This is a genomic window from Phaeobacter sp. PT47_59 (assembly GCF_028890025.1).
Taxonomy (GTDB): Bacteria; Pseudomonadota; Alphaproteobacteria; order Rhodobacterales; family Rhodobacteraceae; genus Phycobacter.
The window spans coordinates 214,238-238,328 of the sequence record NZ_JARCJL010000003.1 but is presented as its reverse complement, the minus strand read 5'-3'; the positions used below and the strand labels follow the sequence as shown (position 1 = coordinate 238,328).

Sequence of the window (24,091 nt, the reverse complement as noted above, 5' to 3'; positions counted from 1 at the left end):
TGGTTCAAGGGTTGTTAAGGTCTGTGGCCTATAAGGGGCACTCCTTACTGGGGAGTGGGGCCATGATGTTACGATTTTTTGGATTTCTTGCTATCGCGCTGAGCGTCCTTGCGGCGGGCATTGTCTATGCCACGCGCAGCAGCGTCTTTGAGGCGATGCGCCGCGAGTCGGTCGACAAGGCGGTGCACCATGCGACCTATATGGCGTCGCAGATCCGCGATCTCCGAGGTCTGCTGAACAGTGCCACCCCCGCTCCCGATCAGTTAGACCAGATCCGTGACCTTCGACACCTAGGCGATGTCTTCCGCTTCAAGCTTTTTGATGCGGCCGGGCGGCTTGTCCTGGTGTCGGATGATCCGTCGCTCAAGGGGGGCTTGCCTCAGGTCCTGGGCGAGCCCGATCCCGAGGCCGTGAAGGTGATCGCATCCCACGTGCCCTTTGCCGAAGTGAAGGACGGCACCGAGAAGCCGAATCGCCCCGATCTATATGCCGAGGCCTATGTGCCACTGGTGGACGCAGAGGGTGAGATCTTCGGCGTGGCCGAGGTCTATATCGATCAGACGGATACCTACGGATATTTCCATGAAAGCTTCAGCCGCTTTGCCGTCCTGCTGACAACGGTCTGTGCGCTGCTGTTCTCGGTTCCCTACATCGGCTACATGCTGCAGAGACGGCGCGCCGAGCATTCACAGGAAGAAGTGGAATTCCTTGCCAGCTACGACTCTCTGACCGGGTTGATGAACCGACGCGAGTTCCTGCAGCGGGCTGATGCCTTGAGGGCCGAGGGAGAGCTGTCGGCCATCTGCTATATGGATGCGGACAAGTTCAAGGCGATCAATGATGTCCACGGGCATGCAGTGGGGGATGCCTATCTCGTTCATCTTGCGGGGATCTTGCGCAGCTGCACCCATCACAATGATCTTCTGGCCCGGTTTGGCGGGGATGAGTTCGTCATCGGCTTCCGGAACCTGGATCACGACGGGGTGGTCGCACGGGTGCGCAGCATTATCGTCAACGCCTCTGAAGAGTTCCATCACGATGATGCGGTCATTGCCGGTTCCATGAGTGCGGGCATTGCGCTGTTGGGCAAGGATACCTGTCTGGATACCACGCTATCCTACGCCGATGCCGCGCTTTATCATTCGAAATCGAACGGTCGGAACACCTTCTCGGTCTACGGCGAGGAAATGGGCGATGAGTATCGCAAGCGCATGGCGCTGCATGCCCGGCTGCGACAGTCGACCAAGGAAAAGAACTTTGCCATCGTCTATCAGCGGCTGGTGGATGCGCAATCAAAACAGGTTGTTGGCTATGAGGCGCTGTTGCGGATGAAGGACGAGGACGGCTCGGAGATTGAGCCCTCCATCTTCATCCCCGTCGCCGAGGAATTGGGCCTGATCGCAGATATCGGCGCCTGGGTGATCCGGAAAGCCACTCGTGAGATCGCGCAGCTGGACGATCACAGCACCGTTGCGATCAACCTCTCGGCGGCGCAGCTGTGCGATGGCAGCCTGCCCGACATCGTGCGCTCCGCGCTGGCAGAGGCTGAGCTGCCGGCGCACCGGCTGGAGCTGGAGATCACCGAATCCCTGCTGTTGGATGACGATCCGGCGGTGGCCTATCAGATCGACTGCCTGAAGGAGATGGGCGTCTCGCTGGCCATGGACGATTTCGGCACCGGCTATTCCAGCCTCAGCTATCTGTGGCGCTTCGGCTTTGACCGGCTCAAGGTGGACCGCTCTTTCGTGACGGCGCTGGACCGCGATCCGGAACGCTCTCGCCAGATCATCGAGGCCATCCTCCTCTTGGGTGATCGTCTCGACATGCGGGTGACGGCGGAAGGGATCGAAACGCGGGAACAGTCCGAGTACCTGTCGCAATTGGGCTGCGACATCCTGCAGGGCTACCTCTATGGTCGCCCCACATCCCTGGACGGGATCGAAACCCCGGAGGACTCCGAGGATCCTGGCACGATTTCGCGCGCCTCCTGAGCCTAGCTCGCCAATGGCATCTGTGCGCTGTGCAACAGCCGCCCCATGTGGCGACCGGTGTCCAGCATCCGGTTGGCAAAGCCCCATTCGTTGTCATACCAGCTGACCACCCGCACCAGACCTTCGCCGGTCACGGCCGTTTGCGCCGCGGCAAAGCAGGAGGAATGCGGGTCGTGGTTGAAATCGACCGAGACCATCGGATCCTCCTCATAGGCGAGGATGCCTGCAAGATCGGTGTCCGAAGCCGCGCGGATGGCGGCATTCACCGTTTCAACCGTGGCAGGGCGTTCGGGCATGAAACTCAGATCCACAACAGATACGTTCGGCGTCGGCACCCGGATCGCCGATCCTTCCAGCCGTCCCTTCAGATGCGGCAGCACCTCTGCAATGGCGCGGGCCGCGCCGGTCGAGGTGGGGACCATCGACAGCGAAGCCGCACGGGCGCGATAGGGATCCTTATGCGGGCTGTCATGGGTGGGCTGATCGCCGGTATAGGCGTGGATCGTGGTCATGTAGCCGGTCCTGATCCCAAAGGCGCGGTCCAGCACCTGCGCCACCGGGGCCAGGCAGTTGGTGGTGCAGGAGGCGTTGGAGACGATCACATCCTCTGCCGTCAGATCCATATGGTTGACGCCATAGACCACGGTACGGTCCGCATCCTTGCCGGGGGCCGAGATCAGCACCCGTTTCGCACCATTCTGCAGATGCGCCGCCGCCGCGTCGCGGGCGGTGAACAACCCGGTGCATTCATAGGCGATATCCACATCCTGCCAGGGCAGATCCGCCGGGTTGCGTTCTCCGCTGAGCCGGATCGTCTGGCTGCCGACCCGCAGCACCCCGCCTGACAGCGCGACAGGCGCGCGCAGACGGCCATGGACGGAATCGTATTTCAGCAGGTGCAGCAGCATCTCCGGCGGTGCCAGGTCGTTGATCGCCACCACTTCGATATCCTTGTCGCCGCGCTCCAAGAGGGCGCGCAGCACGCCGCGGCCAATGCGGCCAAATCCGTTGATTGCGATCTTGAGGGTCATTGTCTCTGTCTCCGTGCGGCGGGCCTGCGGGTGCCCCTTGGGTATGGAATGGAATTTGGTATCGCTAACATTGAGGAAATCGTTATCGATAACGGATTTGAAGATCAACCCCGCTCGCGGAGTTTTGACGCCCAAGGGGCGCAGCCCCTTGCGGCGACGGGCAAAGTGCTGGACGATGCGCCCATGACGAAGAAACTGTTGCTCAAGGATGTTGCGCGCCTCGCCGGGGTCAGCGAGATGACCGCCTCACGGGCGTTGCGCGGGACGGCGGATGTCTCCAAGGCGACGCGGGCGCGGGTCGAGGAGATCGCCCGCACCCATGGCTATGTGCCCAACCGCATCGCCGGGTCGCTGTCGTCGCAATCGGTGAACCTGGTGGCGGTGGTGGTGCCCTCGCTGAACAGCTTCGTCTTTCCCGAGGTGCTGTCGGGCATATCCTCGGTGCTGAAGGAGACGCCCTTGAAACCGGTGGTTGGGGTGTCGGGCTACGAGCTGGAAGAGGAAGAAGAGGTTATCCGCGAAATGCTCAGCTGGCGGCCGTCGGGGCTGATCGTGGCGGGGCTGGAACATTCTGAGGCGACCCGGCGGATGATGGCGCAGGCCGATTGTCCGGTGGTCGAGGTGATGGATGTGGACGGCATCCCGGTGCGCCATTGTGTCGGCATTTCCCACCTTCAGGCGGGGCGCGACATGGCGGCGCAGATCCTGGCGCGGGGCTATCGGCGGATTGGCTTCATCGGCACCAAGATGCCGCAGGATTTCCGCGCCCGTAAACGGTTTGACGGCTTTGTCGAAGGGCTTGCAGAGCAGGGCGTCGCGCTCTTGGATCGCGAACACTATGCCGGAGAAAGCTCGATCCAGACCGGGCGCCAGCTGACCGCGCAGATGCTGGAGCGCAACCCTGACCTTGACTGTATCTACTATTCGTCGGACGTGATGAGCGTCGGCGGGCTGATGCATTGCCTGGGCGCCGGGCTGTCAGTGCCCCAGGATGTGGCGCTGGCGGGGTTCAACAACCTGCAGATCCTGCAAGGCCTGCCGCTGGAGCTGGCCACCACCGATGCCTGCCGCCGCGAAATCGGTGAGAGGGCGGCAAAGATCGTCTTGCAGGCGCGCGACGCAGAAAAGCCGCTTGATCCCATCTGCACGCGGCTTGGCCCGCAGATCAGCCTTGGCCAGTCGCTTTAGCTGCAACTCGGCCCGGGGCTGAGGATCGCCTCCATCCCGGCGGTGCAGAAATCGATCAGCTGGTCCACCTGCGCCTCTGCCGCGCCGGGGCTGAGCGCCTCGATCCGCCAGCCGGTGTTGAGAAAGGCCAGCATGGCGGCGACGGAATAGACCTGGCCGGTGGCGGCGGCCTGCCGTTCGGCGGTCGGGTAGAGCGCCAGGATCTCTTCGATGAACCGGTTCGCGGTGGGGTCGAAACACTCCGCCGCCAGGGGGCGCCAGCGCGGATCGGCGGAGACATGCGCCACCAACCGACCATAGTGCTGCCAATGGGGACCGCCAGTGCGGGCCAGCGTCACATAGGCCCGCGTGAAGGCATCCAGCAGCCCGCGCAGGGTCGCATCCCCCGACTGTTTCAACGCCTCCAGTTCCGCCAGGCGCAGCGCCGCCAGCTCATCGGCGCGGCGGGTGACGGTCTGGTGAAACAACTCTTCCTTGCCGCCGCCATGGTGATGCACCAGCCCCACCTGAACCCCAGCCAGCGCGGCGATGTCGCGCAGCGATGCCCCTTCGAATCCGCGTTCGGCAAACAGCTGTTCGGCAGCATCCAAGATGCGCGCCTTGGTCTGCAGCGACCGGGCCGATGGGGCGCGTTTGCGTTGTTTTTCCACGAAAAACTCCCTGTGACGAAAATATCTTGCCTTATTTTGAACGATTGTTCAATCTAAAGCCGGAGGACAGGGAGGAAACATGACGGAAACGCGCGGGCGCTATGCCCTTATCGGCGCTGGGCCGATGGGGCTGGCTATGGCCAAGGTATTGGTCGAGCAAGGCATTCCCTTTCAGGGGTTTGAGCTGCATTCGGATGTGGGCGGTTTGTGGGACATCGATGGGCCAAAGTCCACGATGTACGAAAGCGCGCATCTGATCTCCTCCAAGCGGATGACGGAATTTGCCGATTTTCCGATGAAGGAGGAGGTGGCCGAATATCCCTCGCACCGGGATCTGAAGGGCTATTTCCACGATTTTGCCGATCATTTCGGGCTGCGGCAGCACTACCATTTTGGCGCCGAGGTGCTGAAGACCGAACCCCTGGGCGGCCCCGGCGAGGGCTGGCGTGTCACCTGGCGCGATGCGGAAGGTGAGCATAGCGAAGACTTCGCAGGGGTGCTGATTGCCAATGGTACCCTGTCCGAGCCGAACATGCCGACATTCCCGGGAGATTTCGCGGGGGAGCTGATCCACTCCAGCCAGTACCGCAGGGCCGAACAGTTCGGCGGCAAGCGGGTGCTGGTTGTGGGCGCGGGCAATTCGGGCTGCGACATTGCGGTGGATGCGATCCACCATGGCGCCACTTGCGATCTGTCGATGCGGCGCGGCTATTACTTCGTGCCAAAATACGTCTTTGGCAAACCGGCGGACACAATGGGCGGGTTGATCCAATTGCCGATGTGGCTGAAGCGGCGCATCGACGGGTTGATCCTGAAATGGTTCGTGGGCGATCCGCAAAAATATGGCTTCCCGAAACCCGACTACCAGCTTTACGAAAGCCACCCGGTGGTGAACTCGCTGGTGCTTTATCACGCGGGGCATGGCGATCTGAAGATCCGCCCCGATATTGACCGGATCGATGGCAACACGGTGCATTTCACCGATGGCAGCCAGGCTGACTATGACATGATCCTCGCCGCGACTGGCTACAAGCTGCATTATCCCTTCATCGACAAGGATCTGCTGAACTGGCAGGGCGCCGCGCCGCATCTCTATCTCAACGCGATGCACCCTGCCCGCGATGACCTGTTCGTCCTCGGCATGGTCGAGGCCAGCGGCCTTGGCTGGCAGGGACGGCACGAGCAGGCCGAGATGGTCGCGCGCTATATCAAGGGGCTGCAAACCGGCAATGCCGAGGCCAAGGCCCTGCAGGCAGAAAAGGCCGCAGGGTTCGAGCGCGCCACCGGCGGCATGGCCTATCTGAAACTCGCGCGCATGGCCTATTACGTGGACAAGGCGACCTATCGCAAGGCGGTCACGGGTTGGATCAAGCGCCTGTCCGGGGCGGGCGCATGAACGGGATTGATGACGTCGCGCTGAATTTCAGCCCCGCCTCCTTGACGCTGCTGAACGGGATCCTCGCGGTGGTGATGTTCTCCATCGCCATCGACCTGAAGCCGTCCGATTTCCACCGGCTGCGGCGGGCGCCGAAACCCTTGATCGTGGGCCTCATCTCACAGTTCCTGGTGCTGCCGGTGCTGACCTTCGCGATGGTCTGGCTCACCAATCCGCGCCCCTCGATCGCGCTGGGGCTGATCCTGGTGGCGGCCTGTCCGGGCGGCAATATCTCCAATTTCATCACCCATCGTGCGGGCGGCAACGCGGCCCTGTCGGTGTCGATGACCGGCTTTGCCACTGTGGGGGCGATCCTGTTGACGCCGGTCAATATCGGTCTGTGGGGCGGGCTGTACCCGCCCACCCGCGCGATCCTGCAACAGACCGAGATCGACCCGGTGCAGATTGCCATCACCGTGGGGCTGATGCTGGTGCTGCCATTGGTGCTGGGCGTGCAGCTCAATATGCGAAAACCCGATCTGACCGCGCGCATTCGCCGCCCGCTGCAATGGCTGTCGATGGGCATCTTCATCGCCTTCATCGTGCTGGCGCTGGCGGCCAATTGGGGTTTCTTCCTGCAGTTTGCCGGCGCGGTTGCCGGTCTTGTGGTGCTGCACAATGCGCTGGCGCTGGGCGGCGGCTGGGTCACGGCGACGCTGGCGGGGCTCTCCCCCTATGACCGGCGCGCGGTGACCATCGAGACGGGGATCCAGAACTCCGGCCTTGGTCTGGTGCTGATCTTTGCCTTCTTCGGAGGGCTGGGCGGCATGGCGGTGGCGGCGGCCTTCTGGGGCATCTGGCATGCCATATCTGGCCTTGCCCTGGCAGCGCTGATGGCGCGGACGGAGGCGGCACGATGACTGAGGGAGCCCTGACCAGGACCGTTCTGATCACAGGTGCTGCCGGCATGGTGGGCCGCGCCCTGCTGCAGGAATTGCAGGGCTGCCGCATCATCGCTTCGGACCTTGCGCCGCCCAAAGACCTGCCCGCAGGGGCGGAGTTCTGCCGCATGGATGTGACCACCGATGATCCCGCCCGTGTTATTGGCGAGGTGAAACCGGATGTGATCGTGCATCTGGCCTCCATCGTCACCCCGCCCAAGGGCAGCGGGCGCGACTTTGCCTATGCGGTGGATGTGGAGGGCACCCGCAAGGTGTTGCAGGCCGCCGTTGCCAACAGGGTGGGGCGCATTGTCGTCACCTCCTCCGGCGCGGCCTATGGTTATCACGCGGATAACCCGGTGCCGCTGCGCGAGAATGATAGCCTGCGCGGCAATCCGGAATTCGCCTATTCCGATCACAAGCGTCAGGTCGAAGAGATGCTGGCCAACTACCGCCGTGGAGCGCCGCAGCTGGAGCAGGTGGTGCTGCGGGTCGGCACGGTTTTGGGAGAAGGCACCGAGAACCAGATCACCGCCCTGTTCCACCGTCCGCGCCTGCTGGCGGTTGCGGGTAGCGAAAGCCCTTTCGTGTTCATCTGGACGCGGGATCTGGCGCGGATCCTGTCTCGGGCCGCAACGGATGGCCCTGCGGGGGTCTTCAACGTGGCAGGGGACGGCGCCATGGGGGTGACGGATCTGGCGCGGGTGCTAAAGAAACCCGTGCTGCGGCTGCCGCCCTTTGTGCTGAAAGCGGCGCTGGCTTTGGCGAAACCCCTGGGGTTGACCCAATACGGGCCCGAGCAGGTGCGGTTCCTGCAATACCGGCCGGTGCTGGACAATAGCGCGCTGAAGGCCGATTTCGGATATACGCCCGAGCTGACCAGCGCCGAAGTCTTTGATCTATGGAGGCGTCAGGCAGGCCTATGAAGACAGCCATTATCTCTGGCGGCGCGGGCGGCTTGGGCCGTGCCCTGTCTGCCGCCTTGCAGGACCGCGGCTGGCGGGTGATCCTGCTGGACCTCGATACCTCGGGGCTGGAGACAAGCGAGCGCCAGATCCCGATTCAATGCGATCTGACCGATGGGGAGCAGCTGCGCCAGGTGTCAGAACAGATCCTGCAGCAATACCCGGTGATTGATCTGGTGATCTACAATGCGGGCATCACCCAGATCGGTGGTTTTGACACCATTGATGAGACGAGCCACCGCCGGGTGTTCGAGATCAACTACTTTGCCGCCGTCGCCATGGCCGGGCATTTCCTGCAGGCGGTGCGGCGCGCGGGCGGCACCCATATCGCCATCTCCTCGGTGGCGGGGTTCACGCCGCTTTTTCACCGCACCTCCTATGCGGCCTCGAAACATGCGCTGGAGGGGTTCTTCAAATCCCTGCGCTCCGAGGAAAAGCCCCACGCGGTTGATGTGCTGATTGCGGCGCCGTCTTTCGTGGCGACCAATATCGGCAATGATCAGCGGCAAAGCGATGGCACCGCCCGACCCGGATCGGCCAGCGACGGGGTGGATTACATGACCCCCGAGGCCGCTGCCCGGGACATCCTGCGCGGATATGACCGGCGGCAGCCGATGATCCCGGTTGGACGCGTGGCGCGTCTTGCCTGGTGGATAAACAGCCTGGCGCCCCGGCTGTATCAGCGGTTGATGGAGCGACAGATCGGCGGCCACGACTCTTGATCAGGCAAGCCGAGTTCAGTCTTCCTCGGTCAGGACCGGCAGGGAAAACCCGGTCTTGACCCGGTTCATCACCACCGAGGTGCGGAACCGGGCGATATTCTCCTCGTCAAAGAAGTGCCGCCTGCTGAAGGCTTCGAAGTCGGGCATGTCGCGGGCGGTGAGGATCAGGATGAAATCCGCATTGCCGGTCACGTAGTAGCATTGCATGACCTCGGGCGCTTCGATCATGCGGCGGCGAAAACGGTCGATGTCGCTGGGGCGCTCGCTTTGCAGGGTGACCTCGACGATCAGGGTCAGGCCGCGTCCCAGCTTGTCCGGGTTCAGAACGGCCACATCGGCGGCCACATAGCCTTGTGAGCGCAGCCGGGAGAGCCGCTTGCGGCAGGCATCCGGGGACAGTCCGACACGCTCCGAAAGCGCATCGGCGGTCAGCCGGTTGTTGCTTTGAATGGCCGCAAGGATCAGCCGGTCGAAACGGTCCATATCGCTGCCTTGGTCCTTCTTCGTCTGCTGAGGGATCCTGTCCGGTTTCCTGTATGATTTGCAAGATTGTTCCGTCTATGATCCGAAATACAGCGTAAGATATGCTACTGCTTCCGTTTTTCGGCCCGGATCGCGCGCATATTTCCCACAAACCGCTGGCGGCACCTACTACTCTGTGGCGAAGATCGCAGGCAGCAAGGGAAGATCGGGCATGGATGGGGGCCTCAGCAATACGCTTGAAAACGATTGGCGGGCGCGGGCCGTGCCCTTGACCGGCCCGGAGGCTGACATTCTGCCCAGCGTGGACGCCGAAGCAGTTGCCCGGTTGCTGGCGCTTTGCCCGCGCCATGCGGTGACGCCCTTGATCGATGCCGTGGATCTGGCGGCGGTGGCGGGTGTTGCGCGGCTCTGGATCAAGGATGAGCGCGCCCGGATGGGGCTTGGCAGTTTCAAGGCGCTGGGCGCGGCCTATGCCATTGCCCGTGAGGCGGCAGAGGTTCGGGAACAGGCAGGAGAGGCCGCCCCGGCCTGGGAGGAGACGCTGAAAGGGCGCACCTTTGCCACCGCCAGCGCAGGCAACCATGGCCTGTCGGTCGCGGCGGGCGCCCGGCTGTTCGGCGCGCAGGCGGTGATCTATCTGGCCAAGACCGTGCCCGAAGCCTTTGCCGAACGGTTGCGCGCCAAGGGAGCCGAGGTGGTGCGCGCGGGCGCGGATTACGAGGCAAGCATGGCTGCCGCCCAGGCTGACGCTTTGGGAAATGGCTGGACGCCTCTCTCGGACAGTTCCTGGCAGGGCTACATGGAGTCTGCGGTGGCGGTGATGGAAGGCTATCTGCAACTGGCCGCCGAGGCGGCAAGCCAGATCGAAGAGGTGCCTACTCATATTCTGCTGCAGGCCGGGGTCGGCGGGCTGGCGGCGGCGGTGGCGGCCTATGCGCGGCATGTCTGGGGCGATGCGCCGCGAATCGTGGTGGTGGAACCCGAGGCCGCACCGGCCCTGATCGAAAGCATCCGTGCGGGGCATCTTGTGGACACCCATGGGCCGGAGTCCGCCATGGGACGGCTCGATTGCAAGACGCCCTCGTTGGTGGCGCTGAACGGCCTGGTGCGCGACGCCGATCTCTTTGTCACCATTTCCGAAGAAGAGGCCGCCGAGGCAGTGAATACATTGGCGGATCACGGCTATGCGACGACGCCGTCGGGCGGCGCGGGGCTGGCGGCGCTGCTGGCGGGGCGGGTGCCCGGCTGCGGTGCCGATGCGCGGGTTCTGGCGATCCTGAGCGAAGGGCCGGAAGATGGCTGACCCGGCGCGCGCTTTTGCCCTGTCCGAACACCGGTGCCGCTGTGATGCGCTGCAGGCCGGGATGGCCTTGGCGGGGATGGATGCGCTGCTGCTGACCACGGCGGCGGATATCTTCTATGTGACAGGTTTTCTCACCCGGTTCTGGGAAAGCCCGGCGCGCCCCTGGTTCGTGGTGGTCCCGGCGAAGGGCAATCCGGTTGCGGTGATCCCCTCCATCGGCGCCGATCTGATGGGGCAGACCTGGATTTCCGATATCCGCACCTGGGATGCGCCGGACCCAAGCGACGATGGCGTCAGCCTTCTGGCGGCGACTTTATGCGATCTGGTACTCGCCGAGGGCGCGATCGGCACGCCCATGGGGCTGGAAACCCAGCTGCGCATGGCACTCAGCGATTACATGGCGCTGACCGCCCGGATCGCACCGCGCCGGATGGTGGATGCGACCGATGTGGTGCAGCGGGTGCGCGAGGTGAAGTCAGAGGCCGAGGTCGCCAAGATCCGCGCCGCCTGCGCCGTGGCGGATCGCACATTCGCCCGCGTGCCGGAGTTTGCAGGTCTCGGGCGTCCGCTGGATGCGGTGTTTCGCGATTTTCAGCGGGTTCTGCTGGAGGAGGGCGCGGACTGGGTCAGCTACACCGCAGGCGGCGCCGGGCAGGGTGGCTATGGCGATGTGATCTCTCCGGCGACGGCGCAGCCTTTGGCGCGGGGCGATGTGCTGATGCTGGACACCGGAGCGGTGCGCGACGGCTATTTCTGCGATTTTGACCGGAACTATGCCATTGGCGCGGTTGCCGCCGACACCGCTCGCGCCCATGCGGCGCTCTATGTCGCCACCGATCTGGCGCTGGAGACCCTGCGCCCCGGAATGACGGCGGCGGATGTGCACCGGATCCTCTGCGACGGGCTGTGCGCAAACGGCGCCACGCCGGGCGGCGGGCGGCTGGGACACGGGCTGGGGGTGACCTTGACCGAATGGCCCTCTTTCACACCCAAGGACCGATCGGTGCTGCGGGCGGGCATGGTGCTGACGCTGGAGCCGGGGGTGGAAATCGCACCGGGCCGCATTCTGGTGCATGAAGAGAATATCGTGCTGCGCGAAGATGGGCCGGAGCTTCTGTCCGCGCGCGCCCCGGCAGAATTGCCGGTTCTGGAGTGAGGGCATGGATCGCTTTCCCTATGACCTGACCGGTCCCATCGGCAGTGGTGCCACGCTGGGGCTGATCGTCCTGCAGGTGGACGAGACGCTGGAACAGGACATGCGCCGCCTTTTGCCGGGCGGCGATGTGGCCCATCACGTGACCCGTATCCCCAGCGGCGATGAACTGACGCCTGATACCATCGCCACCATGGAGCGCACCCTTCCAGCGGCGGCGGCCCTGCTGCCCCCGGCGGCGAAGTTCGATGTGATCGGCTATGGCTGCACCTCGGGCACCACATTGATCGGCGCCGACCGGGTGGCGGATCTGGTGCGCCAGGGCGCCGCCACAGCCCGTGTCACCGATCCTCTGAGCGCGGCTCTGGCGGCGCTGGAGGCCTTGGATGCCCGGTCGCTGGCGATCGTGTCGCCCTATGTGGAGAGCGTCAGCGCCCCGGTGCGCCGCGCCTTCGAGACCCGCGGCCATGATGTGCCCGCCACCGTCTCCTTTGGCGAGGAGGTAGAGGCGCGGGTGGCGCGGATCGACCCGGCCTCGATCCGGGCGGCGGCCGTGTCGGTTGGGCAGGAAGCCGATGCTGTCTTCCTGTCCTGCACCAACCTGCGCACGCTGGATATCATCGACGGCCTGGAAGCGGAGCTGGGCAAGCCGGTCCTGAGCAGCAACCAGGTTCTGGCCTGGCATATGGCGCGGCTTGCGGGCGTCGAGGCCGGGATCACGGGTCCCGGCCAGGTGTTTCGGCTGCCACCGGCAGCGGGCTGATACCGGCCGGGGAGCTGCGCCCTGGCTTAACCGCTTGCCTGCGCCAGCCACAGATACAGGGGCAGGCCGACGGTGATGTTGAAGGGAAAGGTGACCCCCAGCGACATCGACAGGTAGATGCCGGGTTCTGCGCGCGGCAGGGCGATGCGCATGGCTGCGGGCACCGCGATGTAAGAGGCCGAGGCCGCCAGCACCATGAAGAGGAAGCTGCCGCCATCCGACAGGCCGGTCAGCCGCGCCAGCGCCAGGGCCATCAGGGCGCCGATCACCGGCATGGTCACACCGAATGCAAACAGGCCCGGCGTGAGCTGCCCCCGGTTGGAGATCAGGCTGCGCCCGGCGGCCAGACCCATGTCCAGCAGGAACAGGCACAGGATGCCGGTGAAGGGGCCGATGATGAAGGGCGAAATCGTTGCAAGACCGTCTTCGCCGGTGATGGCGCCAATGGTGAAGGCCCCCACCAGGAGAACGATGGATCCATTGGCCAGAAGGTCGCGCCAGAGCCCTTTGGGGGTGTCCTGCTGCTCGCCGCCACGCCGATGCGCCAGCCACAGGGCGGAGAGGATGGCAGGCACCTCCATCGCGGCGGCAACGGCGACCATATAGCCTTCGTAGGCGATGCCGCCCAGCTCCAGCAGGCTGGTCGCGGTGACGAAGGTCACGATGGAGATCGACCCGTAGTGACCGGCAAGCGCGGCCGCGTTCAGAGTGTTGAGCCTGGTCATCACCTTGAGGAGGCCAAAGGCCACGAAGGGGATGACAAAGGACAGCAACACGCCAGCGGCAAGGGTTGCGAACAGATCGGGGCTGAGCCCGTGCTGCGCCAGGCTGGCACCGCCTTTGAAGCCGATGGCCAGTAGCAGGTAGATCGACATGAACTTGGCCGCGCCACTTGGGATCGACAGATCGCTGCGGGCAAAGGCGGCGGCAAGACCCAAGGCAAAGAACAGGATGGTGGGGACCAGCAGATTGCCGGCCAGGCTGTCAATTATCTGTGCCACGGTTTGATTCCTTTATCAGTGGGCGTCTGTCGCGGCCTGATGACTTGATTTTTCAGATAACTAAAATACAAGAATTCTAACTGTTGCATAGTTTGAGGCTATGAATGATGCGGCCAACTCTTCGGCAATTGGAATATGTGGTGGCGGTGGCGCGGCTGGGTCGCTTCGGTCTGGCGGCAGAAACGCTGAACGTCAGCCAGCCGAGCCTTTCGGCGCAGATTGCCGAGGTCGAAGCCGATCTGGGCGCGCGGCTGTTTCAGCGCAATCGCTCCGGGGTGACGCCAACACCGCAGGGCGCGGATGTGATTCGCCGTGCCCAGAAGATCCTGCGCGATGTGGAAGACTTGCGGGCCTCCATCATCGGAGCGGCGCCCTTCGGCGGGCGGGTCCGGCTTGGGGTTCTGCCCTCCATCGGGCCCTATCTGTTGCCGCAGGTGATCAGCGCCCTGCACCTGTCGCACCCGGATCTGCGCTTTATCCTGCGGGACGAGAACACGCAGAATCTGGAACAGGGCCTGAAATCGGGGCGTCTGGACCTGATCATCTCAACGCCGGAAGATCACCCCAACACGTTGCAAAGAAACCTGTTTTCGGAACGGCTGTGGCTGGCGGTGGCGCGCGATGACCCGCTTGCCCGGACCAAAGCCCCGGTGGCTACCCAGGATCTGAAGGGGCGGATATTCCTGACGCTGGACCGGGGGCACCGGCTGTCGCGGATCGTCTATGCGCTGGCCTCGGACTGCGGTGGCATCGTGTCGGATGAATATGAAGGCACCAGCCTGGATGCGATTCGCCTGATGGCGGCCTCTGGCGCGGGGGTGGCGATCCTGCCCGAACTTTACGCACGGGTGCAGGCGAAGCAATGCCCTGAAGTTGTGCTGAGACCGCTGGAGGTGCCGGGGGCCAGTCGCAGGATCTCGTTGATGCAGGTGTTTTCCGAGCAGGAGATGAACGGCACCGAGATCCTGGCGGATGCCCTGTTGACCCAGGCCGGATCCGCCGGATTGAGCGTGGAAAAGACTTCTATTTGAAAGGGTTGCACTTATCGCGGCAGGACATGTCCTCGGCGCGGGGGCGCTGTTGCGAGGCTTGGCGCGTTTTCCGGCACCTCCACAAAAATGTTTTAAGGTTTAATATTTTAATGTTGAAATAATGAAGGGAAGCTGCCTAGAGTTTTCATGTCGGCACCCGCCCCGAAGGTCCAGTTCGAAGAAGACCACAGCGGCGGGGCATGCTGGCGAAGGATCCGGCGCCTTAACTGCACCACGACCCGACTTCGGGCGCAAGGTGTCCCCATCAGAGGGAAAAGGCCAGGAAGGACTGGCGCCACCGGCCCATAGCGGAAATAGTGGTGGCATGGAGATAACCGCGGCAAACGCGGATCCCGGTCCAATAACTGCAATAGGGAGACTTTGGGAAATGAAAGCAATCAAGACTCTGGCACTGGCAACCGCCGTTTCGGCCCTGGCCGTGGCGGCGCAGGCGGACACCAAGATCGGCATGATCACCACCCTTTCGGGCGGCGGTGCGGGCCTTGGCGTCGATGTGCGCGACGGTTTCATGATGGCCATCGAAAAGGCAGGCCGCAGCGATGTGGAAGTGGTGATCGAGGACGATCAGCGCAAGCCTGAAACGGCGGTACAGCTGGCCGATCAGATGATCCAGTCCGAGAAGGTCGATATCATGACCGGCATCATCTGGTCGAACCTCGCCATGGCCGTTGTGCCTGCCGCCACCGCGCAGGGCGTGTTCTACCTGTCGCCCAATGCTGGCCCTTCGGCCCTGGCGGGCAAGCGCTGCCACGAGAATTACTTCAACGTCGCCTGGCAGAACGACAACCTGCACGAGGCGGCAGGTGCCTATGCCAGCGATACTGGCTACAAGAACAGCTTCATCCTGGCGCCGAACTACCCGGCGGGCAAGGACGCTTTGACCGGCTACAAGCGCATGTACAAGGGCGATCTGGCCGGTGAGATCTACACCAAGCTGGGCCAGACCGATTACGCCGCCGAGATCGCCCAGATCCGGGCCTCGGGCGCGGATTCGGTGTTCTTCTTCCTGCCCGGCGGCATGGGGATTTCCTTCCTCAAGCAATATGCCGACAGTGGCGTCGACCTGCCCGTGGTGGGCCCGGCCTTCAGCTTTGACCAGGGCATCCTGCAGGCCGTGGGTGAAGCCGCTCTGGGCGTCAAGAACACCTCGCAGTGGAACAAGGATCTGGACAACGCGGCCAACGCCGAATTCGTGGCGGGCTTCCAGGAGAAATACGGCCGTCTGCCCTCGCTTTATGCCAGCCAGGGTTATGACACCGCCAACCTGATCCTGAGCGCGCTTGAGAAGGCCGATGTCTCCGACAAGGACGCCTTCCGTGCGGCGCTGGAGGCGGCGGATTTCGCTTCCGTGCGCGGTGAGTTCAAGTTCGGCCCCAACCATCACCCGATCCAGAACATCTACGTGCGCGAAGTGATCAAGGAAGGCGATGTCTTCACCAACAAGATCATCGCCACCGGTCTTGAAATGCGCGGTGACGCCTACGCCGCCGAGTGCAAGATGTAAGAGACCTCCAATCCGGTGGGGGCGCTGACCGCGGCGCCCCCAATCCGGCGGAACAATTCCATGTCCATAATCCTCATTCTTGAGCAGGTCCTGAACGGGTTGCAGTTCGGGATCATGCTATTCCTCATGGCTGCGGGGCTGACACTGGTCTTCGGCGTCATGGGGCTGATCAACCTTGCCCATGGCGCGCTGTATATGGTGGGGGCCTTTGCCGCCGCCGCCGTGGCGGGGCTGACCGGATCCTTCCTGTTGGCGCTGGTGGCTAGCCTTGCGGCTGCGGCCGCAGCTGGCGCTATTGTCGAGGTCGCGGTGATCCGGCGGCTTTATGATCGCGATCACCTGGACCAGGTGCTGGCCACATTCGCGCTGATCCTGATCTTCTCCGAAGGCACGCGCTGGATCTTCGGCTCCTTTCCGCTGTTCCTGGATGTGCCGGACTACCTCTCCGGCCCGGTGAGCCTGCCCGGCGGGATCGAATACCCGCTCTATCGGCTGACGATCATCGCCATCGGACTGGTGGTGGCGGCGGCGCTGTTCTGGCTGATCGCGCGCACCCGGATCGGCATCCAGATCCGCGCAGGCGAGGCGGATCGTGAGATGATCGCGGCGTTGGGGGTGGATATTTCCAGGCTCTACACGCTGGTTTTTGCCCTTGGCGCGGCGCTGGCGGGGCTGGCCGGTGCCCTGGTAGGCGCGATCCAGTCGGTGCAGGTCGGCATGGGCGAACCCGTTCTGATCCTGGCCTTCGTGGTGATCGTGATCGGTGGCATCGGCTCGATCAAGGGCGCGCTGGTGGGCGCGGTCCTGGTGGGGCTGACTGACACGCTGGGCAAGGTCTTCCTGCCGCAACTCTTTGGCCTGTTCATGGAGCCCGCAAGCGCCACATCCGTGGGGGCGTCGCTGGCTTCGATGCTGATCTATATCCTGATGGCGCTGGTCCTCTTGGTGCGCCCGTCGGGCCTATATGGGGGGAGCAACTGATGCTGACCCGCGAAACAACCTTGAACATTGCGCTGGCGGCGGCGCTGCTGGCGGTGCCGCTTCTGGCGCTGGCGATGGACGAGATCTTTATCATCACGCTCGCCACCAAGGTCGCGATCCTGGCGCTGGCGGGTGTCGGCCTCAATATCGCGCTGGGCATCGGCGGGCTGGTAAGCCTGGGGCATGCGGCCTTTTTCGGGATCGGCGGCTATGCCATGGGGATCCTGGCGGCCCACGCCCAGAACTATGAGCCGATCCTGGAGGCGCCCTTCCTGATCGAAGGCACCAACCAGATGCCCATCATCTGGCTGGTCGCCATCGTCGCCAGCGCCTTGGCGGCGCTGGTGATCGGGGCGCTGTCCCTGCGCACCTCGGGCGTCTATTTCATCATGATCACGCTCGCCTTTGGTCAGATGCTCTACTACTTCGCGATCAGCTGGTCCGCCTATGGCGGCGAGGATGGTCAGTCGATCTGGGTGCGCAACGAATTTCCGGGGCTGAATACACTAGATCCGATCCAGTTCTTCCTGATTGCCTATGTGATCCTATGCGTGGTGCTGGTCTTCTCTGCGCGTCTTGCACGTTCGCCCTTTGGGCTTGCCCTGGCGGCAGCTCGGCAGAGTGAGGAACGCGTGATGACCGTGGGCCTCACGCCCTTTCATCTGCGGCTGGTGGCCTTTGTCATCTCGGGCGCGATCACAGGTCTTGCCGGCGCGCTCTATGCGGACCTCAACCGGTTCGTGAGCCCCACCATGCTGAGTTGGCACACTAGTGGCGAGATCATGGTCTTTGTCATCATCGGTGGGGTGGGACGACTGTTCGGCCCGGTCGTGGGTGCGGCGGTCTTTATCCTGCTCGAACACATTCTTGGCGGGTTCAGCGAATACTGGCAGATCTTCCTTGGCCTATTGCTGCTCTTGATGGTGCTCTTTGCACGCGGCGGGCTGATCGGAGCCATTGCCGGACGGGAGGTGGCCCATGACTGACATGACCCCGGTTCTGAAAGTCGAGGGCATCAGCAAAAGCTTTGGCGCGCTGAAGGCCAGCGACAATGTGAGCCTTGATCTGCGGCCCGGTGAAATCCACGCCTTGATCGGCCCCAATGGTGCGGGCAAGTCGACCCTGATCAAGCAGATCTCGGGCAGCCTCAAGCCTGACAGTGGTAGGATCGAGGTGCTGGGCCGCGATGTCACCGATCTGGATACGGTGGCGCGGGCGCGGCTGGGGCTGGGGCGGACCTTCCAGATCTCGTCCCTGGCGATGGAATTCACGGTGCTGCAGAACGTGGTGCTGGGCGCGCTGGGTGCGCGGGGGCGGGCGTTTTCCTTCTTGCGCAACGTGATGAAGGACAAGGCGCTGCTGGAGCCTGCGCAGCGCGCCCTGGAACGCGTCGGCCTGCAGGACGAGGCGCAGCGGCGCACTGCGGATCTGTCGCACGGGCAACGCCGCCAACTGGAGGTCGCCGTGGCGCTGACGCTGCAGCCGAAACTCTTCCTGATGGATGAACCGATGGCGGGGTTGGGGGCAAGCGGATCAAAGGCCCTGACCGGTTTCCTCGATGAGTTGCGCCATGAGGCGCCGATCCTTCTGGTGGAACATGACATGGACGCGGTCTTTGCCCTCGCCGACCGGATCAGCGTGCTGGTCTATGGCGCGGTGATCGCCACCGGCACGGCGGATGAGATCCGCGCCAATGCAGAGGTGCGCCGCGCCTACCTCGGAGAGGAGGACGCCGCATGAGCCTGTTGTCGCTGAGCAATATCGAGGCCTCTTACGGCCCCTCGCAGGCGCTGTTCGGTGTCTCGCTGGATCTGGCCGAGGGCGAGGTCGTCGCCCTTATGGGCCGCAACGGCATGGGCAAGACCACCACGATCAAGTCGATCTGCGGCATGGTGCAGCCCTTTGCCGGGGATCTGCGCTTCGATGGGCATGACCTGCGGCAGATTGCGTCGCACAAGATCGCGCGGCTAGGCATCGGTCTGGTGCCCGAAGGACGCCGCTGTTTCGGCCCGCTGACGGTGGAGGAAAACCTCACCGCCGCCGCCCGGTCAGGGCCTTGGGATTTTACCCGCGTCGCCGGGCTGTTTCCGCGTCTGAAGGAACGGCGCGACCAGACCGCCAGTTCGCTTTCTGGCGGCGAGCAGCAGATGCTGGCCATCGGCCGCGCCCTGATGACCAACCCGCGCCTCTTGATCCTGGACGAGGCAACCGAAGGTCTGGCTCCGGTGGTGCGACAGGAAATCTGGGCAGCGATTGCGCAGCTGAAGCGCGAGGCGGGCCTGTCGATCCTGGTGGTGGACAAGACGCTGAAGGAGCTCGCCCAGATCGCCGACCACGCGGTGATCCTGAACCGGGGTCAAAGCGTCTGGACCGGCAGAATGGACGCGCTGACCCCGGATCTGACCGACCGCTACCTAGGCGTTTGAAATCGGAGCAAAGTCCAGATCCGTCCGCGTCTCTGCGCAAAGGGCGCGGGCGGGCGGATCGCCAGCCCGATCAATGACCAGTCCGGTCAATGGCCAGTGCGCTCACATGGGAACCAGCCTGCCGCCCTGAAGCTCCAGCCGCTCCGGTGCCAGTGCCGCGCGAAAGGGAGTGGAATGGCTGACCAGCAGGATGGCCTGCGGCAGGGACAGCAGGATCTCCAGCAGACGTGCCTCGTTCTCGGGGTCCAGCGCATTGGTCGGCTCATCCAGCAACAGCGCCTCCGGCTCCATCGCCAGAACCGTTGCCAGGGTGATCAGACGCTTTTCACCGCCTGACAGCTTGTGGGTGCTGCGATCCTTGAGATGCATCAGATCCAGATCGCCCAGCACCCGATCCACAATCGCCATCGCCTCGTGCCGGGATTTGCCCAGGTTCAAGGGGCCAAAGGCGATATCCTCGGCCACCGTGGGGCAGAACAGCTGATCGTCCGGATCCTGAAAGACCAGCCCGATGCGGCGCCGGACCTCGTGAAAATCGGCCTCTTCCTTGCGGTCTTTGTCAAAGATCCTCACAGCCCCCGACGAAGGCCGCTGCAGGCCAAGGGCGATATGCAGAAGGGTGGATTTCCCGGATCCGTTCGGACCGGTGATCGACAGCCGTTGCCCTGCCTGCAGATGCAACGAGGCCCCGGTCAATACCGGCGGTTGGCCGGGATAGGCAAAGCAAATCTTTTCAAGTGCGATGATCGTCATGCAACATCCAGAATGATCAGGCCAAGGCAAAGCACGGTGAAGCCAGTGCCAAAGGTGACGTCCCGGCGGGCCAGGGTAAACTCCTGCAGCAACGGCATCCGGCCCGCAAAACCGCGACATTTCATTGCCCCCAGAATACGTTCGGAGCGCTCAATGGCCCGCACCAGCATCATCCCCAACAGATAGCCAAAGCTGCGGTAGCTGTGCCAATTGGTGCCGGGCCGAAACCCGCGGACCTTCATCGCGGCCCGCAGGCACTGGTATTCGCCATGCAGCACGTCAATATAGCGGATGGTGAACATCAGCAGATGCACCAGCGTTTCAGGGCAGCGCAACCGGTGCAGCGCATGCCCAAGGGTGACCGGCTCCAAGGTGCCGAGCAGCACCAGCACTGCCAGGATCACCGCATTCGCGGTGAGCGCGATTTCGACGGCCTGCCACAGCCCCTGCCAACTGGCCGCAAGCCCCCACAGGACAAGGATCGGATCGCCGGGAACCGTGAAGGGCAACAGCAGCAACATGACCAGGATGAACCCGTCCATCATCGCCATCCGCCTGAGCGTCCGGCGCCATGGCAGCCGCGACATCACCAGGAGCGACAGCGCGATCGCCAGCGCCGCAAAAAGGGCGGTCAGCGACGACAGCGCAACCACCACGACCGCGAAGACACAGGCCATCACGATCCGCAACCGCGGATCGAGCCGGGCGATCAACCCCTGGCGGGCCAATGCGCCAGAACCGGCAAGCGCCTTCTCTTGGGGGCCAAGAACATGTGTCATCGCGCGCCCAACTTGCGCCGCGCGGCAAGGTAGAAGCCAAGTCCGAACAGCCCAAGGATATAGCCGATGCCGCCCAGGATGGTCTGGACATCGTTCTGCTCCCGGTAGGCGGCAATCTCGCGGCGCAAGGGGCGTATCTCGTCGCGCAGGAGGTCGGCAATGGCCTGCTGCTCTTCTTCGGTGAGCGATGCCACAGCGACAGCAGCGGTCGTCGGCGCAGCAGGTTCTGTGTCAGCGGTAGAAGGCGCAGCCTTGCGGGGGATGACACCCATGATCCTGGCCACCTCCCCGGCAGGCATGGTGACTTTGGCCACATGCCCGGCGCCGAGATCGGCAAAGAAGGTATGCGACACCGCCCGTGTCGGCCTGAAGACAAAGAACCCATCCGCGTCGGATACGGTCCGGCCCAGTTCCGCGCCATCCGGGCCGGTGACGATGATCTCCGCCCCCCTTGCCATCGCCCCGTCGGAAAAGCCGATTTCGCCTTCGATGATTGCGCCGGAGGCAAAGACCCCGGCGATCACCTTATGTGCAGCTGCGGGCAGCGGCGCGCAGCACAGGGCAAGGAGGAATGCCAGCCGTTTCATGCGGGTGCCCTGGTGAAAAACAGCTCTGGCTTTGCCTTGCGGGCCAGAAGGATGGCAAAGCCCGTGAGCACCGCCTCGATGGCCATCACCGGGATATGGGTAACGAACACAAGTTTCGCGGCAGGCAGGAACTGATCCCCCGACAGGGCCAGCGCGCCCCCCACCATGACCGTGGTTGCAGCAATCGCAGAGGCTCCACCGATGCCGCCCCAGATGGCGCCGTGCACAGGCGTGCCGCGCCCGATCAGCGGTCGCAGCAGCACCCCAACCAAGACAGCAGGCAGGGCAATATTGAGCGTGTTGATGCCAAGGACGGTCAGACCGCCGAAGCCAAAGAAAACCGCCTGCAGCAAGAGCCCCACGAAAAGCGCCGGAAAGGCGGCCCAGCCAAGCATCAGCCCGGCCAGACCGTTCAGGATCAAATGCACCGAGGACGGGCCGATCGGCACATGGATCAGGGAGGCCACGAAAAAGCTGGCCGAAAGAACGCCGGCCGTGGGAATGCGATCCAGATCCAGCGATTTCAGCCCCCAGGCAATCCCTCCCGCGGCCGCGAGTGCGCCGCCGATCACGACAGGGTTGGACAGGGCTCCGTCGACGATATGCATGCCGGGCTACTCCAGATCCCAGGCGCGGATCCAGATCACCGCATCCTGGCTCAACGCCTTGCCCTGATGCGTGGTCTCGGGGCCGGATCCGAGGGCGGCAAAGCCCCAGTATCCGGCCTTCGGAATGCCGAAGGTGAAATACCCGTTGTCCTCCGAGATCGCGACCAGCGCTCCGCCGGGCAGGGGCGAAATCACGGGCTCCTTGGCGCCCGTGCCCTGCAAGTCGGGGGCGGCCGCGATATATTCGATTTCGATCTCGGCACCGGCCACCGGTTTGCCTTGGCTCAGGACGCGGCCGCTGAAGGTGGAGCCTGCAATGATGTTGTAGGGTTTGTTCAAGGGTTGGATCTCGGTGGCCAATCCCTGCGGCTGATCCCAGTCGGTGGGCAGCGCGTTCCGGTTCAGATAGGCCTTGGTGATCTGCTGGATGTAGATATCCTCGGATTCTTCGTAGTAGGGCGCCGGTACGGTCACCAGCACATAGTCGCCGGAGCGTTTGACCGGCACCGATCCCACGAAGGCCTTGGCACTGTTTTCAGGCCCTTCAAAGGTGGTTTCCCGAAGGCTGCCCATCAGGTCGGTCTTTTCGCCATTGTGGATGACGTAGAACTCTTCCGGTTTTTCCAGTGCCATCACGTGACCGGCCTCTAGCGGATGCCAGAAGACCAGTTTCACCGGGACCTCGCCGGGTCTCGCGATCATCGTCTCTTCGGTATATTCCAACAGGAAATGCGCCTGCGCCAAGACCGGCATCATTGCCGCCGTGGCCGCTGCCAAGAGCAGTTTCTTCATTCTTCGGTCCTCACCTCGTTGCGCCTTCCCCGGCGCATTTGTGCAGTTGGCTGAGGGGGATACGAAGCCAGTTGCCACTCACGGCAAGCGGTTCCAGCGCACACCCCGTCGCCGGTGATGGTCGCCCTTTCCGAGGGCGCTAATCCGGCAGGTATCCTGACTTGCGGGTCGTCACACTTGGCTGGCCTTCCCGGGAGATCCCAGTGGCATTGTCAGCCGTGCTCACCGCCTACAGTTGCGGGGGCAGTTGCAGAATTGGCTTGTCGCAAGCCGCACTGCATTCCCTTTTGCGTCCAGAGCGAACTCCGGAACCGGACATGAGATCTGTCATGCCAGAAGAAAAGAGATCCGGTCAACAACCGATTGTCGCCCAGGGGGATCAAGTCGGCGGTAGAGCGCATGGACGAGGCGGCACGGAAGGGGATGGGCCGCTTTCTGGCGGTTTCAGAGGTCACAAAGGGCAGGTGGCACAGGGGGGAACACGGGGATATGGCCCCTGGTGCACGCCAAAGTGATCGCAGCGGCCTTGCGCATGGGGGCATGGCATTCGACATCAGCCCTGTAAAAACAAAAGGATGCCCCCCCATGCCCAAGGCGGTTTTGTACCGGATGGATTTGCCCAATTACACCTGTGGCTACGGCACCGCTGCGCGTGATCTTCTGCGCCGCGAGAAGTTCGAGATCGAGGAACACATCCTCAGAACGCGCCACGAAACGGATGCCTTCAAGGACAAGCATCACATCGCCACAACGCCGCTTGTGTTCATCGACGGGGAGAAGATCGGCGGCTTTACCGAGTTGAAGGCCCATCTGAAGGCGCAAAAGATGGCGGCGAAACGGTTCTGGAAACGCTGATTGCGCCCCGGGGGTCAAGCGTCTCGATCGGGAGGGATGGAAGAGCCATGCCCGAATCTGACGGGCAAGTATCTGTGGGGTGAGAAGTCACTAAGGGTAGGCACGTCGGCAGCGTGCTAAACTCAGTCCCAAGTGCAGGGGTTGCTGTAGGTACGGCAAATCGGCAAAGTCGTGTTTGATCTCAAATT

Annotated in this window: 25 protein-coding genes and 1 riboswitch; of the genes, 16 read left to right on the top strand and 9 right to left on the bottom strand. The window is 63.4% G+C overall.

Annotation, left to right across the window (positions count from 1 at the left end; genetic code table 11):
• Positions 1-62 precede the first annotated feature (62 nt).
• Positions 63-1,991 carry a putative bifunctional diguanylate cyclase/phosphodiesterase gene (locus PXK01_RS04435; protein WP_274859035.1) on the top strand — a complete coding sequence of 643 codons (1,929 nt, stop codon included), beginning with the start codon at positions 63-65 and terminating at the stop codon, positions 1,989-1,991.
• A gap of 2 nt (positions 1,992-1,993) precedes the next feature.
• Here PXK01_RS04435 and gap read toward each other — a convergent pair whose 3' ends face one another.
• Positions 1,994-3,022 carry a type I glyceraldehyde-3-phosphate dehydrogenase gene (gap, locus tag PXK01_RS04430; protein WP_274859034.1) on the bottom strand — a complete coding sequence of 343 codons (1,029 nt, stop codon included), beginning with the start codon at positions 3,020-3,022 and terminating at the stop codon, positions 1,994-1,996.
• A gap of 183 nt (positions 3,023-3,205) precedes the next feature.
• Here gap and PXK01_RS04425 point away from each other — a divergent pair, with 183 nt between their 5' ends.
• On the top strand, positions 3,206-4,210 hold the full coding sequence (locus PXK01_RS04425; protein ID WP_274859033.1) for a LacI family DNA-binding transcriptional regulator: 1,005 nt from the start codon (positions 3,206-3,208) through the stop codon (positions 4,208-4,210).
• On the opposite strand, the gene PXK01_RS04420 is transcribed toward PXK01_RS04425, so the two are convergent.
• Positions 4,207-4,860, bottom strand: coding sequence for a TetR/AcrR family transcriptional regulator (locus tag PXK01_RS04420; RefSeq protein ID WP_274859032.1), 654 nt, complete (start codon positions 4,858-4,860; stop codon positions 4,207-4,209). The genes PXK01_RS04425 and PXK01_RS04420 overlap by 4 nt on opposite strands.
• 79 nt (positions 4,861-4,939) lie before the next feature.
• On the opposite strand from PXK01_RS04420, the gene PXK01_RS04415 reads away from it, so the two are divergent.
• Genes PXK01_RS04415 through PXK01_RS04400 form a run of 4 tightly spaced genes read left to right on the top strand, consistent with a single transcriptional unit; the run spans position 4,940 to position 8,863 of the window.
• Positions 4,940-6,256: a flavin-containing monooxygenase gene (locus PXK01_RS04415; RefSeq protein WP_274859031.1), complete on the top strand. Its 1,317-nt coding sequence runs from the start codon at positions 4,940-4,942 to the stop codon at positions 6,254-6,256.
• Positions 6,253-7,155, top strand: coding sequence for a bile acid:sodium symporter family protein (locus PXK01_RS04410; protein WP_274859030.1), 903 nt, complete (start codon positions 6,253-6,255; stop codon positions 7,153-7,155). The genes PXK01_RS04415 and PXK01_RS04410 overlap by 4 nt, the downstream gene beginning before the upstream one ends.
• The gene (locus PXK01_RS04405) at positions 7,152-8,102 is read left to right on the top strand and encodes an SDR family oxidoreductase (RefSeq protein ID WP_274859029.1); all 951 of its coding nucleotides are present in this window, start codon (positions 7,152-7,154) and stop codon (positions 8,100-8,102) included. Before PXK01_RS04410 ends, PXK01_RS04405 begins: the two co-directional genes overlap by 4 nt.
• Positions 8,099-8,863 (top strand): SDR family NAD(P)-dependent oxidoreductase, encoded by a 765-nt coding sequence (locus PXK01_RS04400; RefSeq protein WP_274859028.1) that lies wholly within the window; start codon positions 8,099-8,101, stop codon positions 8,861-8,863. The genes PXK01_RS04405 and PXK01_RS04400 overlap by 4 nt, the downstream gene beginning before the upstream one ends.
• Positions 8,864-8,878: 15 nt before the next feature.
• On the opposite strand, the gene PXK01_RS04395 is transcribed toward PXK01_RS04400, so the two are convergent.
• Positions 8,879-9,346, bottom strand: a complete 468-nt coding sequence (locus tag PXK01_RS04395; protein ID WP_274859027.1) for an Lrp/AsnC family transcriptional regulator — start codon at positions 9,344-9,346, stop codon at positions 8,879-8,881.
• Positions 9,347-9,557: 211 nt separating this feature from the next.
• On the opposite strand from PXK01_RS04395, the gene PXK01_RS04390 reads away from it, so the two are divergent.
• From PXK01_RS04390 to PXK01_RS04380, 3 genes are read left to right on the top strand one after another with little or no spacing between them, the layout of a single operon-like run.
• On the top strand, positions 9,558-10,649 hold the full coding sequence (locus tag PXK01_RS04390) for a pyridoxal-phosphate dependent enzyme (protein ID WP_274859026.1): 1,092 nt from the start codon (positions 9,558-9,560) through the stop codon (positions 10,647-10,649).
• Positions 10,642-11,805 (top strand): M24 family metallopeptidase, encoded by a 1,164-nt coding sequence (locus PXK01_RS04385; RefSeq protein ID WP_274859025.1) that lies wholly within the window; start codon positions 10,642-10,644, stop codon positions 11,803-11,805. Before PXK01_RS04390 ends, PXK01_RS04385 begins: the two co-directional genes overlap by 8 nt.
• Positions 11,806-11,809: 4 nt before the next feature.
• Positions 11,810-12,565: a maleate cis-trans isomerase family protein gene (locus PXK01_RS04380; RefSeq protein ID WP_274859024.1), complete on the top strand. Its 756-nt coding sequence runs from the start codon at positions 11,810-11,812 to the stop codon at positions 12,563-12,565.
• A gap of 26 nt (positions 12,566-12,591) precedes the next feature.
• Here PXK01_RS04380 and PXK01_RS04375 read toward each other — a convergent pair whose 3' ends face one another.
• Positions 12,592-13,566 (bottom strand): sodium-dependent bicarbonate transport family permease, encoded by a 975-nt coding sequence (locus PXK01_RS04375; protein WP_274859023.1) that lies wholly within the window; start codon positions 13,564-13,566, stop codon positions 12,592-12,594.
• A gap of 104 nt (positions 13,567-13,670) precedes the next feature.
• On the opposite strand from PXK01_RS04375, the gene PXK01_RS04370 reads away from it, so the two are divergent.
• From PXK01_RS04370 to PXK01_RS04345, 6 genes are all read left to right on the top strand, one after another.
• A complete protein-coding gene (locus PXK01_RS04370; RefSeq protein ID WP_274859022.1) occupies positions 13,671-14,597 on the top strand; it encodes a hydrogen peroxide-inducible genes activator in 927 nt (308 codons plus the stop codon).
• Positions 14,598-14,985: 388 nt separating this feature from the next.
• Positions 14,986-16,122 carry an ABC transporter substrate-binding protein gene (locus tag PXK01_RS04365; protein WP_274847435.1) on the top strand — a complete coding sequence of 379 codons (1,137 nt, stop codon included), beginning with the start codon at positions 14,986-14,988 and terminating at the stop codon, positions 16,120-16,122.
• 60 nt (positions 16,123-16,182) lie between these two features.
• On the top strand, positions 16,183-17,103 hold the full coding sequence (locus PXK01_RS04360; RefSeq protein ID WP_274859021.1) for a branched-chain amino acid ABC transporter permease: 921 nt from the start codon (positions 16,183-16,185) through the stop codon (positions 17,101-17,103).
• A 2-nt stretch (positions 17,104-17,105) separates the two neighbouring features.
• A complete protein-coding gene (locus PXK01_RS04355) occupies positions 17,106-18,089 on the top strand; it encodes a branched-chain amino acid ABC transporter permease (protein ID WP_446728357.1) in 984 nt (327 codons plus the stop codon).
• Positions 18,082-18,843 carry an ABC transporter ATP-binding protein gene (locus PXK01_RS04350; protein WP_274847438.1) on the top strand — a complete coding sequence of 254 codons (762 nt, stop codon included), beginning with the start codon at positions 18,082-18,084 and terminating at the stop codon, positions 18,841-18,843. The genes PXK01_RS04355 and PXK01_RS04350 overlap by 8 nt, the downstream gene beginning before the upstream one ends.
• Positions 18,840-19,529: an ABC transporter ATP-binding protein gene (locus PXK01_RS04345; RefSeq protein ID WP_274859020.1), complete on the top strand. Its 690-nt coding sequence runs from the start codon at positions 18,840-18,842 to the stop codon at positions 19,527-19,529. Before PXK01_RS04350 ends, PXK01_RS04345 begins: the two co-directional genes overlap by 4 nt.
• 102 nt (positions 19,530-19,631) lie before the next feature.
• Here the strand turns inward: PXK01_RS04345 and PXK01_RS04340 are convergent, their stop codons facing one another.
• The 5 genes from PXK01_RS04340 to PXK01_RS04320 are packed head-to-tail and all read right to left on the bottom strand — an operon-like array spanning position 19,632 to position 23,048.
• The gene (locus tag PXK01_RS04340) at positions 19,632-20,282 is read right to left on the bottom strand and encodes an energy-coupling factor ABC transporter ATP-binding protein (RefSeq protein ID WP_274859019.1); all 651 of its coding nucleotides are present in this window, start codon (positions 20,280-20,282) and stop codon (positions 19,632-19,634) included.
• A complete protein-coding gene (gene cbiQ / locus PXK01_RS04335) occupies positions 20,279-21,061 on the bottom strand; it encodes a cobalt ECF transporter T component CbiQ (protein WP_274859018.1) in 783 nt (260 codons plus the stop codon). The genes PXK01_RS04340 and cbiQ overlap by 4 nt, the downstream gene beginning before the upstream one ends.
• Positions 21,058-21,648, bottom strand: coding sequence for a cobalt ABC transporter permease (locus PXK01_RS04330; RefSeq protein WP_274859017.1), 591 nt, complete (start codon positions 21,646-21,648; stop codon positions 21,058-21,060). The genes cbiQ and PXK01_RS04330 overlap by 4 nt, the downstream gene beginning before the upstream one ends.
• A complete protein-coding gene (gene cbiM / locus PXK01_RS04325; RefSeq protein WP_274859016.1) occupies positions 21,645-22,256 on the bottom strand; it encodes a cobalt transporter CbiM in 612 nt (203 codons plus the stop codon). The genes PXK01_RS04330 and cbiM overlap by 4 nt, the downstream gene beginning before the upstream one ends.
• Before the next feature lie 6 nt (positions 22,257-22,262).
• On the bottom strand, positions 22,263-23,048 hold the full coding sequence (locus tag PXK01_RS04320; protein ID WP_274859015.1) for a DUF4198 domain-containing protein: 786 nt from the start codon (positions 23,046-23,048) through the stop codon (positions 22,263-22,265).
• 129 nt (positions 23,049-23,177) lie between these two features.
• Positions 23,178-23,379: riboswitch (cobalamin riboswitch) on the bottom strand.
• A gap of 254 nt (positions 23,380-23,633) precedes the next feature.
• Between PXK01_RS04320 and PXK01_RS04315 the strand changes: the two genes are divergently transcribed.
• Positions 23,634-23,903 (top strand): glutaredoxin family protein, encoded by a 270-nt coding sequence (locus tag PXK01_RS04315; RefSeq protein WP_274859014.1) that lies wholly within the window; start codon positions 23,634-23,636, stop codon positions 23,901-23,903.
• The last annotated feature ends 188 nt before the right edge of the window (positions 23,904-24,091 follow it).

Bases quoted from the DNA above. Each gene is read 5' to 3' on its own strand.
- PXK01_RS04435 (WP_274859035.1), top strand. From the start codon at position 63: ATGATGTTACGATTTTTTGGATTTCTTGCTATCGCGCTGAGCGTCCTT.
- PXK01_RS04340 (WP_274859019.1), bottom strand. From the start codon at position 20,282: ATGACGATCATCGCACTTGAAAAGATTTGCTTTGCCTATCCCGGCCAA.
- PXK01_RS04365 (WP_274847435.1), top strand. From the start codon at position 14,986: ATGAAAGCAATCAAGACTCTGGCACTGGCAACCGCCGTTTCGGCCCTG.
- PXK01_RS04370 (WP_274859022.1), top strand. From the start codon at position 13,671: ATGATGCGGCCAACTCTTCGGCAATTGGAATATGTGGTGGCGGTGGCG.
- cbiM (WP_274859016.1), bottom strand. From the start codon at position 22,256: ATGCATATCGTCGACGGAGCCCTGTCCAACCCTGTCGTGATCGGCGGC.
- PXK01_RS04350 (WP_274847438.1), top strand. From the start codon at position 18,082: ATGACTGACATGACCCCGGTTCTGAAAGTCGAGGGCATCAGCAAAAGC.
- PXK01_RS04405 (WP_274859029.1), top strand. From the start codon at position 7,152: ATGACTGAGGGAGCCCTGACCAGGACCGTTCTGATCACAGGTGCTGCC.
- PXK01_RS04390 (WP_274859026.1), top strand. From the start codon at position 9,558: ATGGATGGGGGCCTCAGCAATACGCTTGAAAACGATTGGCGGGCGCGG.
- PXK01_RS04395 (WP_274859027.1), bottom strand. From the start codon at position 9,346: ATGGACCGTTTCGACCGGCTGATCCTTGCGGCCATTCAAAGCAACAAC.
- PXK01_RS04385 (WP_274859025.1), top strand. From the start codon at position 10,642: ATGGCTGACCCGGCGCGCGCTTTTGCCCTGTCCGAACACCGGTGCCGC.
- PXK01_RS04425 (WP_274859033.1), top strand. From the start codon at position 3,206: ATGACGAAGAAACTGTTGCTCAAGGATGTTGCGCGCCTCGCCGGGGTC.
- PXK01_RS04330 (WP_274859017.1), bottom strand. From the start codon at position 21,648: ATGAAACGGCTGGCATTCCTCCTTGCCCTGTGCTGCGCGCCGCTGCCC.
- gap (WP_274859034.1), bottom strand. From the start codon at position 3,022: ATGACCCTCAAGATCGCAATCAACGGATTTGGCCGCATTGGCCGCGGC.
- PXK01_RS04360 (WP_274859021.1), top strand. From the start codon at position 16,183: ATGTCCATAATCCTCATTCTTGAGCAGGTCCTGAACGGGTTGCAGTTC.
- PXK01_RS04380 (WP_274859024.1), top strand. From the start codon at position 11,810: ATGGATCGCTTTCCCTATGACCTGACCGGTCCCATCGGCAGTGGTGCC.
- PXK01_RS04320 (WP_274859015.1), bottom strand. From the start codon at position 23,048: ATGAAGAAACTGCTCTTGGCAGCGGCCACGGCGGCAATGATGCCGGTC.
- cbiQ (WP_274859018.1), bottom strand. From the start codon at position 21,061: ATGACACATGTTCTTGGCCCCCAAGAGAAGGCGCTTGCCGGTTCTGGC.
- PXK01_RS04315 (WP_274859014.1), top strand. From the start codon at position 23,634: ATGCCCAAGGCGGTTTTGTACCGGATGGATTTGCCCAATTACACCTGT.
- PXK01_RS04410 (WP_274859030.1), top strand. From the start codon at position 6,253: ATGAACGGGATTGATGACGTCGCGCTGAATTTCAGCCCCGCCTCCTTG.
- PXK01_RS04400 (WP_274859028.1), top strand. From the start codon at position 8,099: ATGAAGACAGCCATTATCTCTGGCGGCGCGGGCGGCTTGGGCCGTGCC.
- PXK01_RS04415 (WP_274859031.1), top strand. From the start codon at position 4,940: ATGACGGAAACGCGCGGGCGCTATGCCCTTATCGGCGCTGGGCCGATG.
- PXK01_RS04345 (WP_274859020.1), top strand. From the start codon at position 18,840: ATGAGCCTGTTGTCGCTGAGCAATATCGAGGCCTCTTACGGCCCCTCG.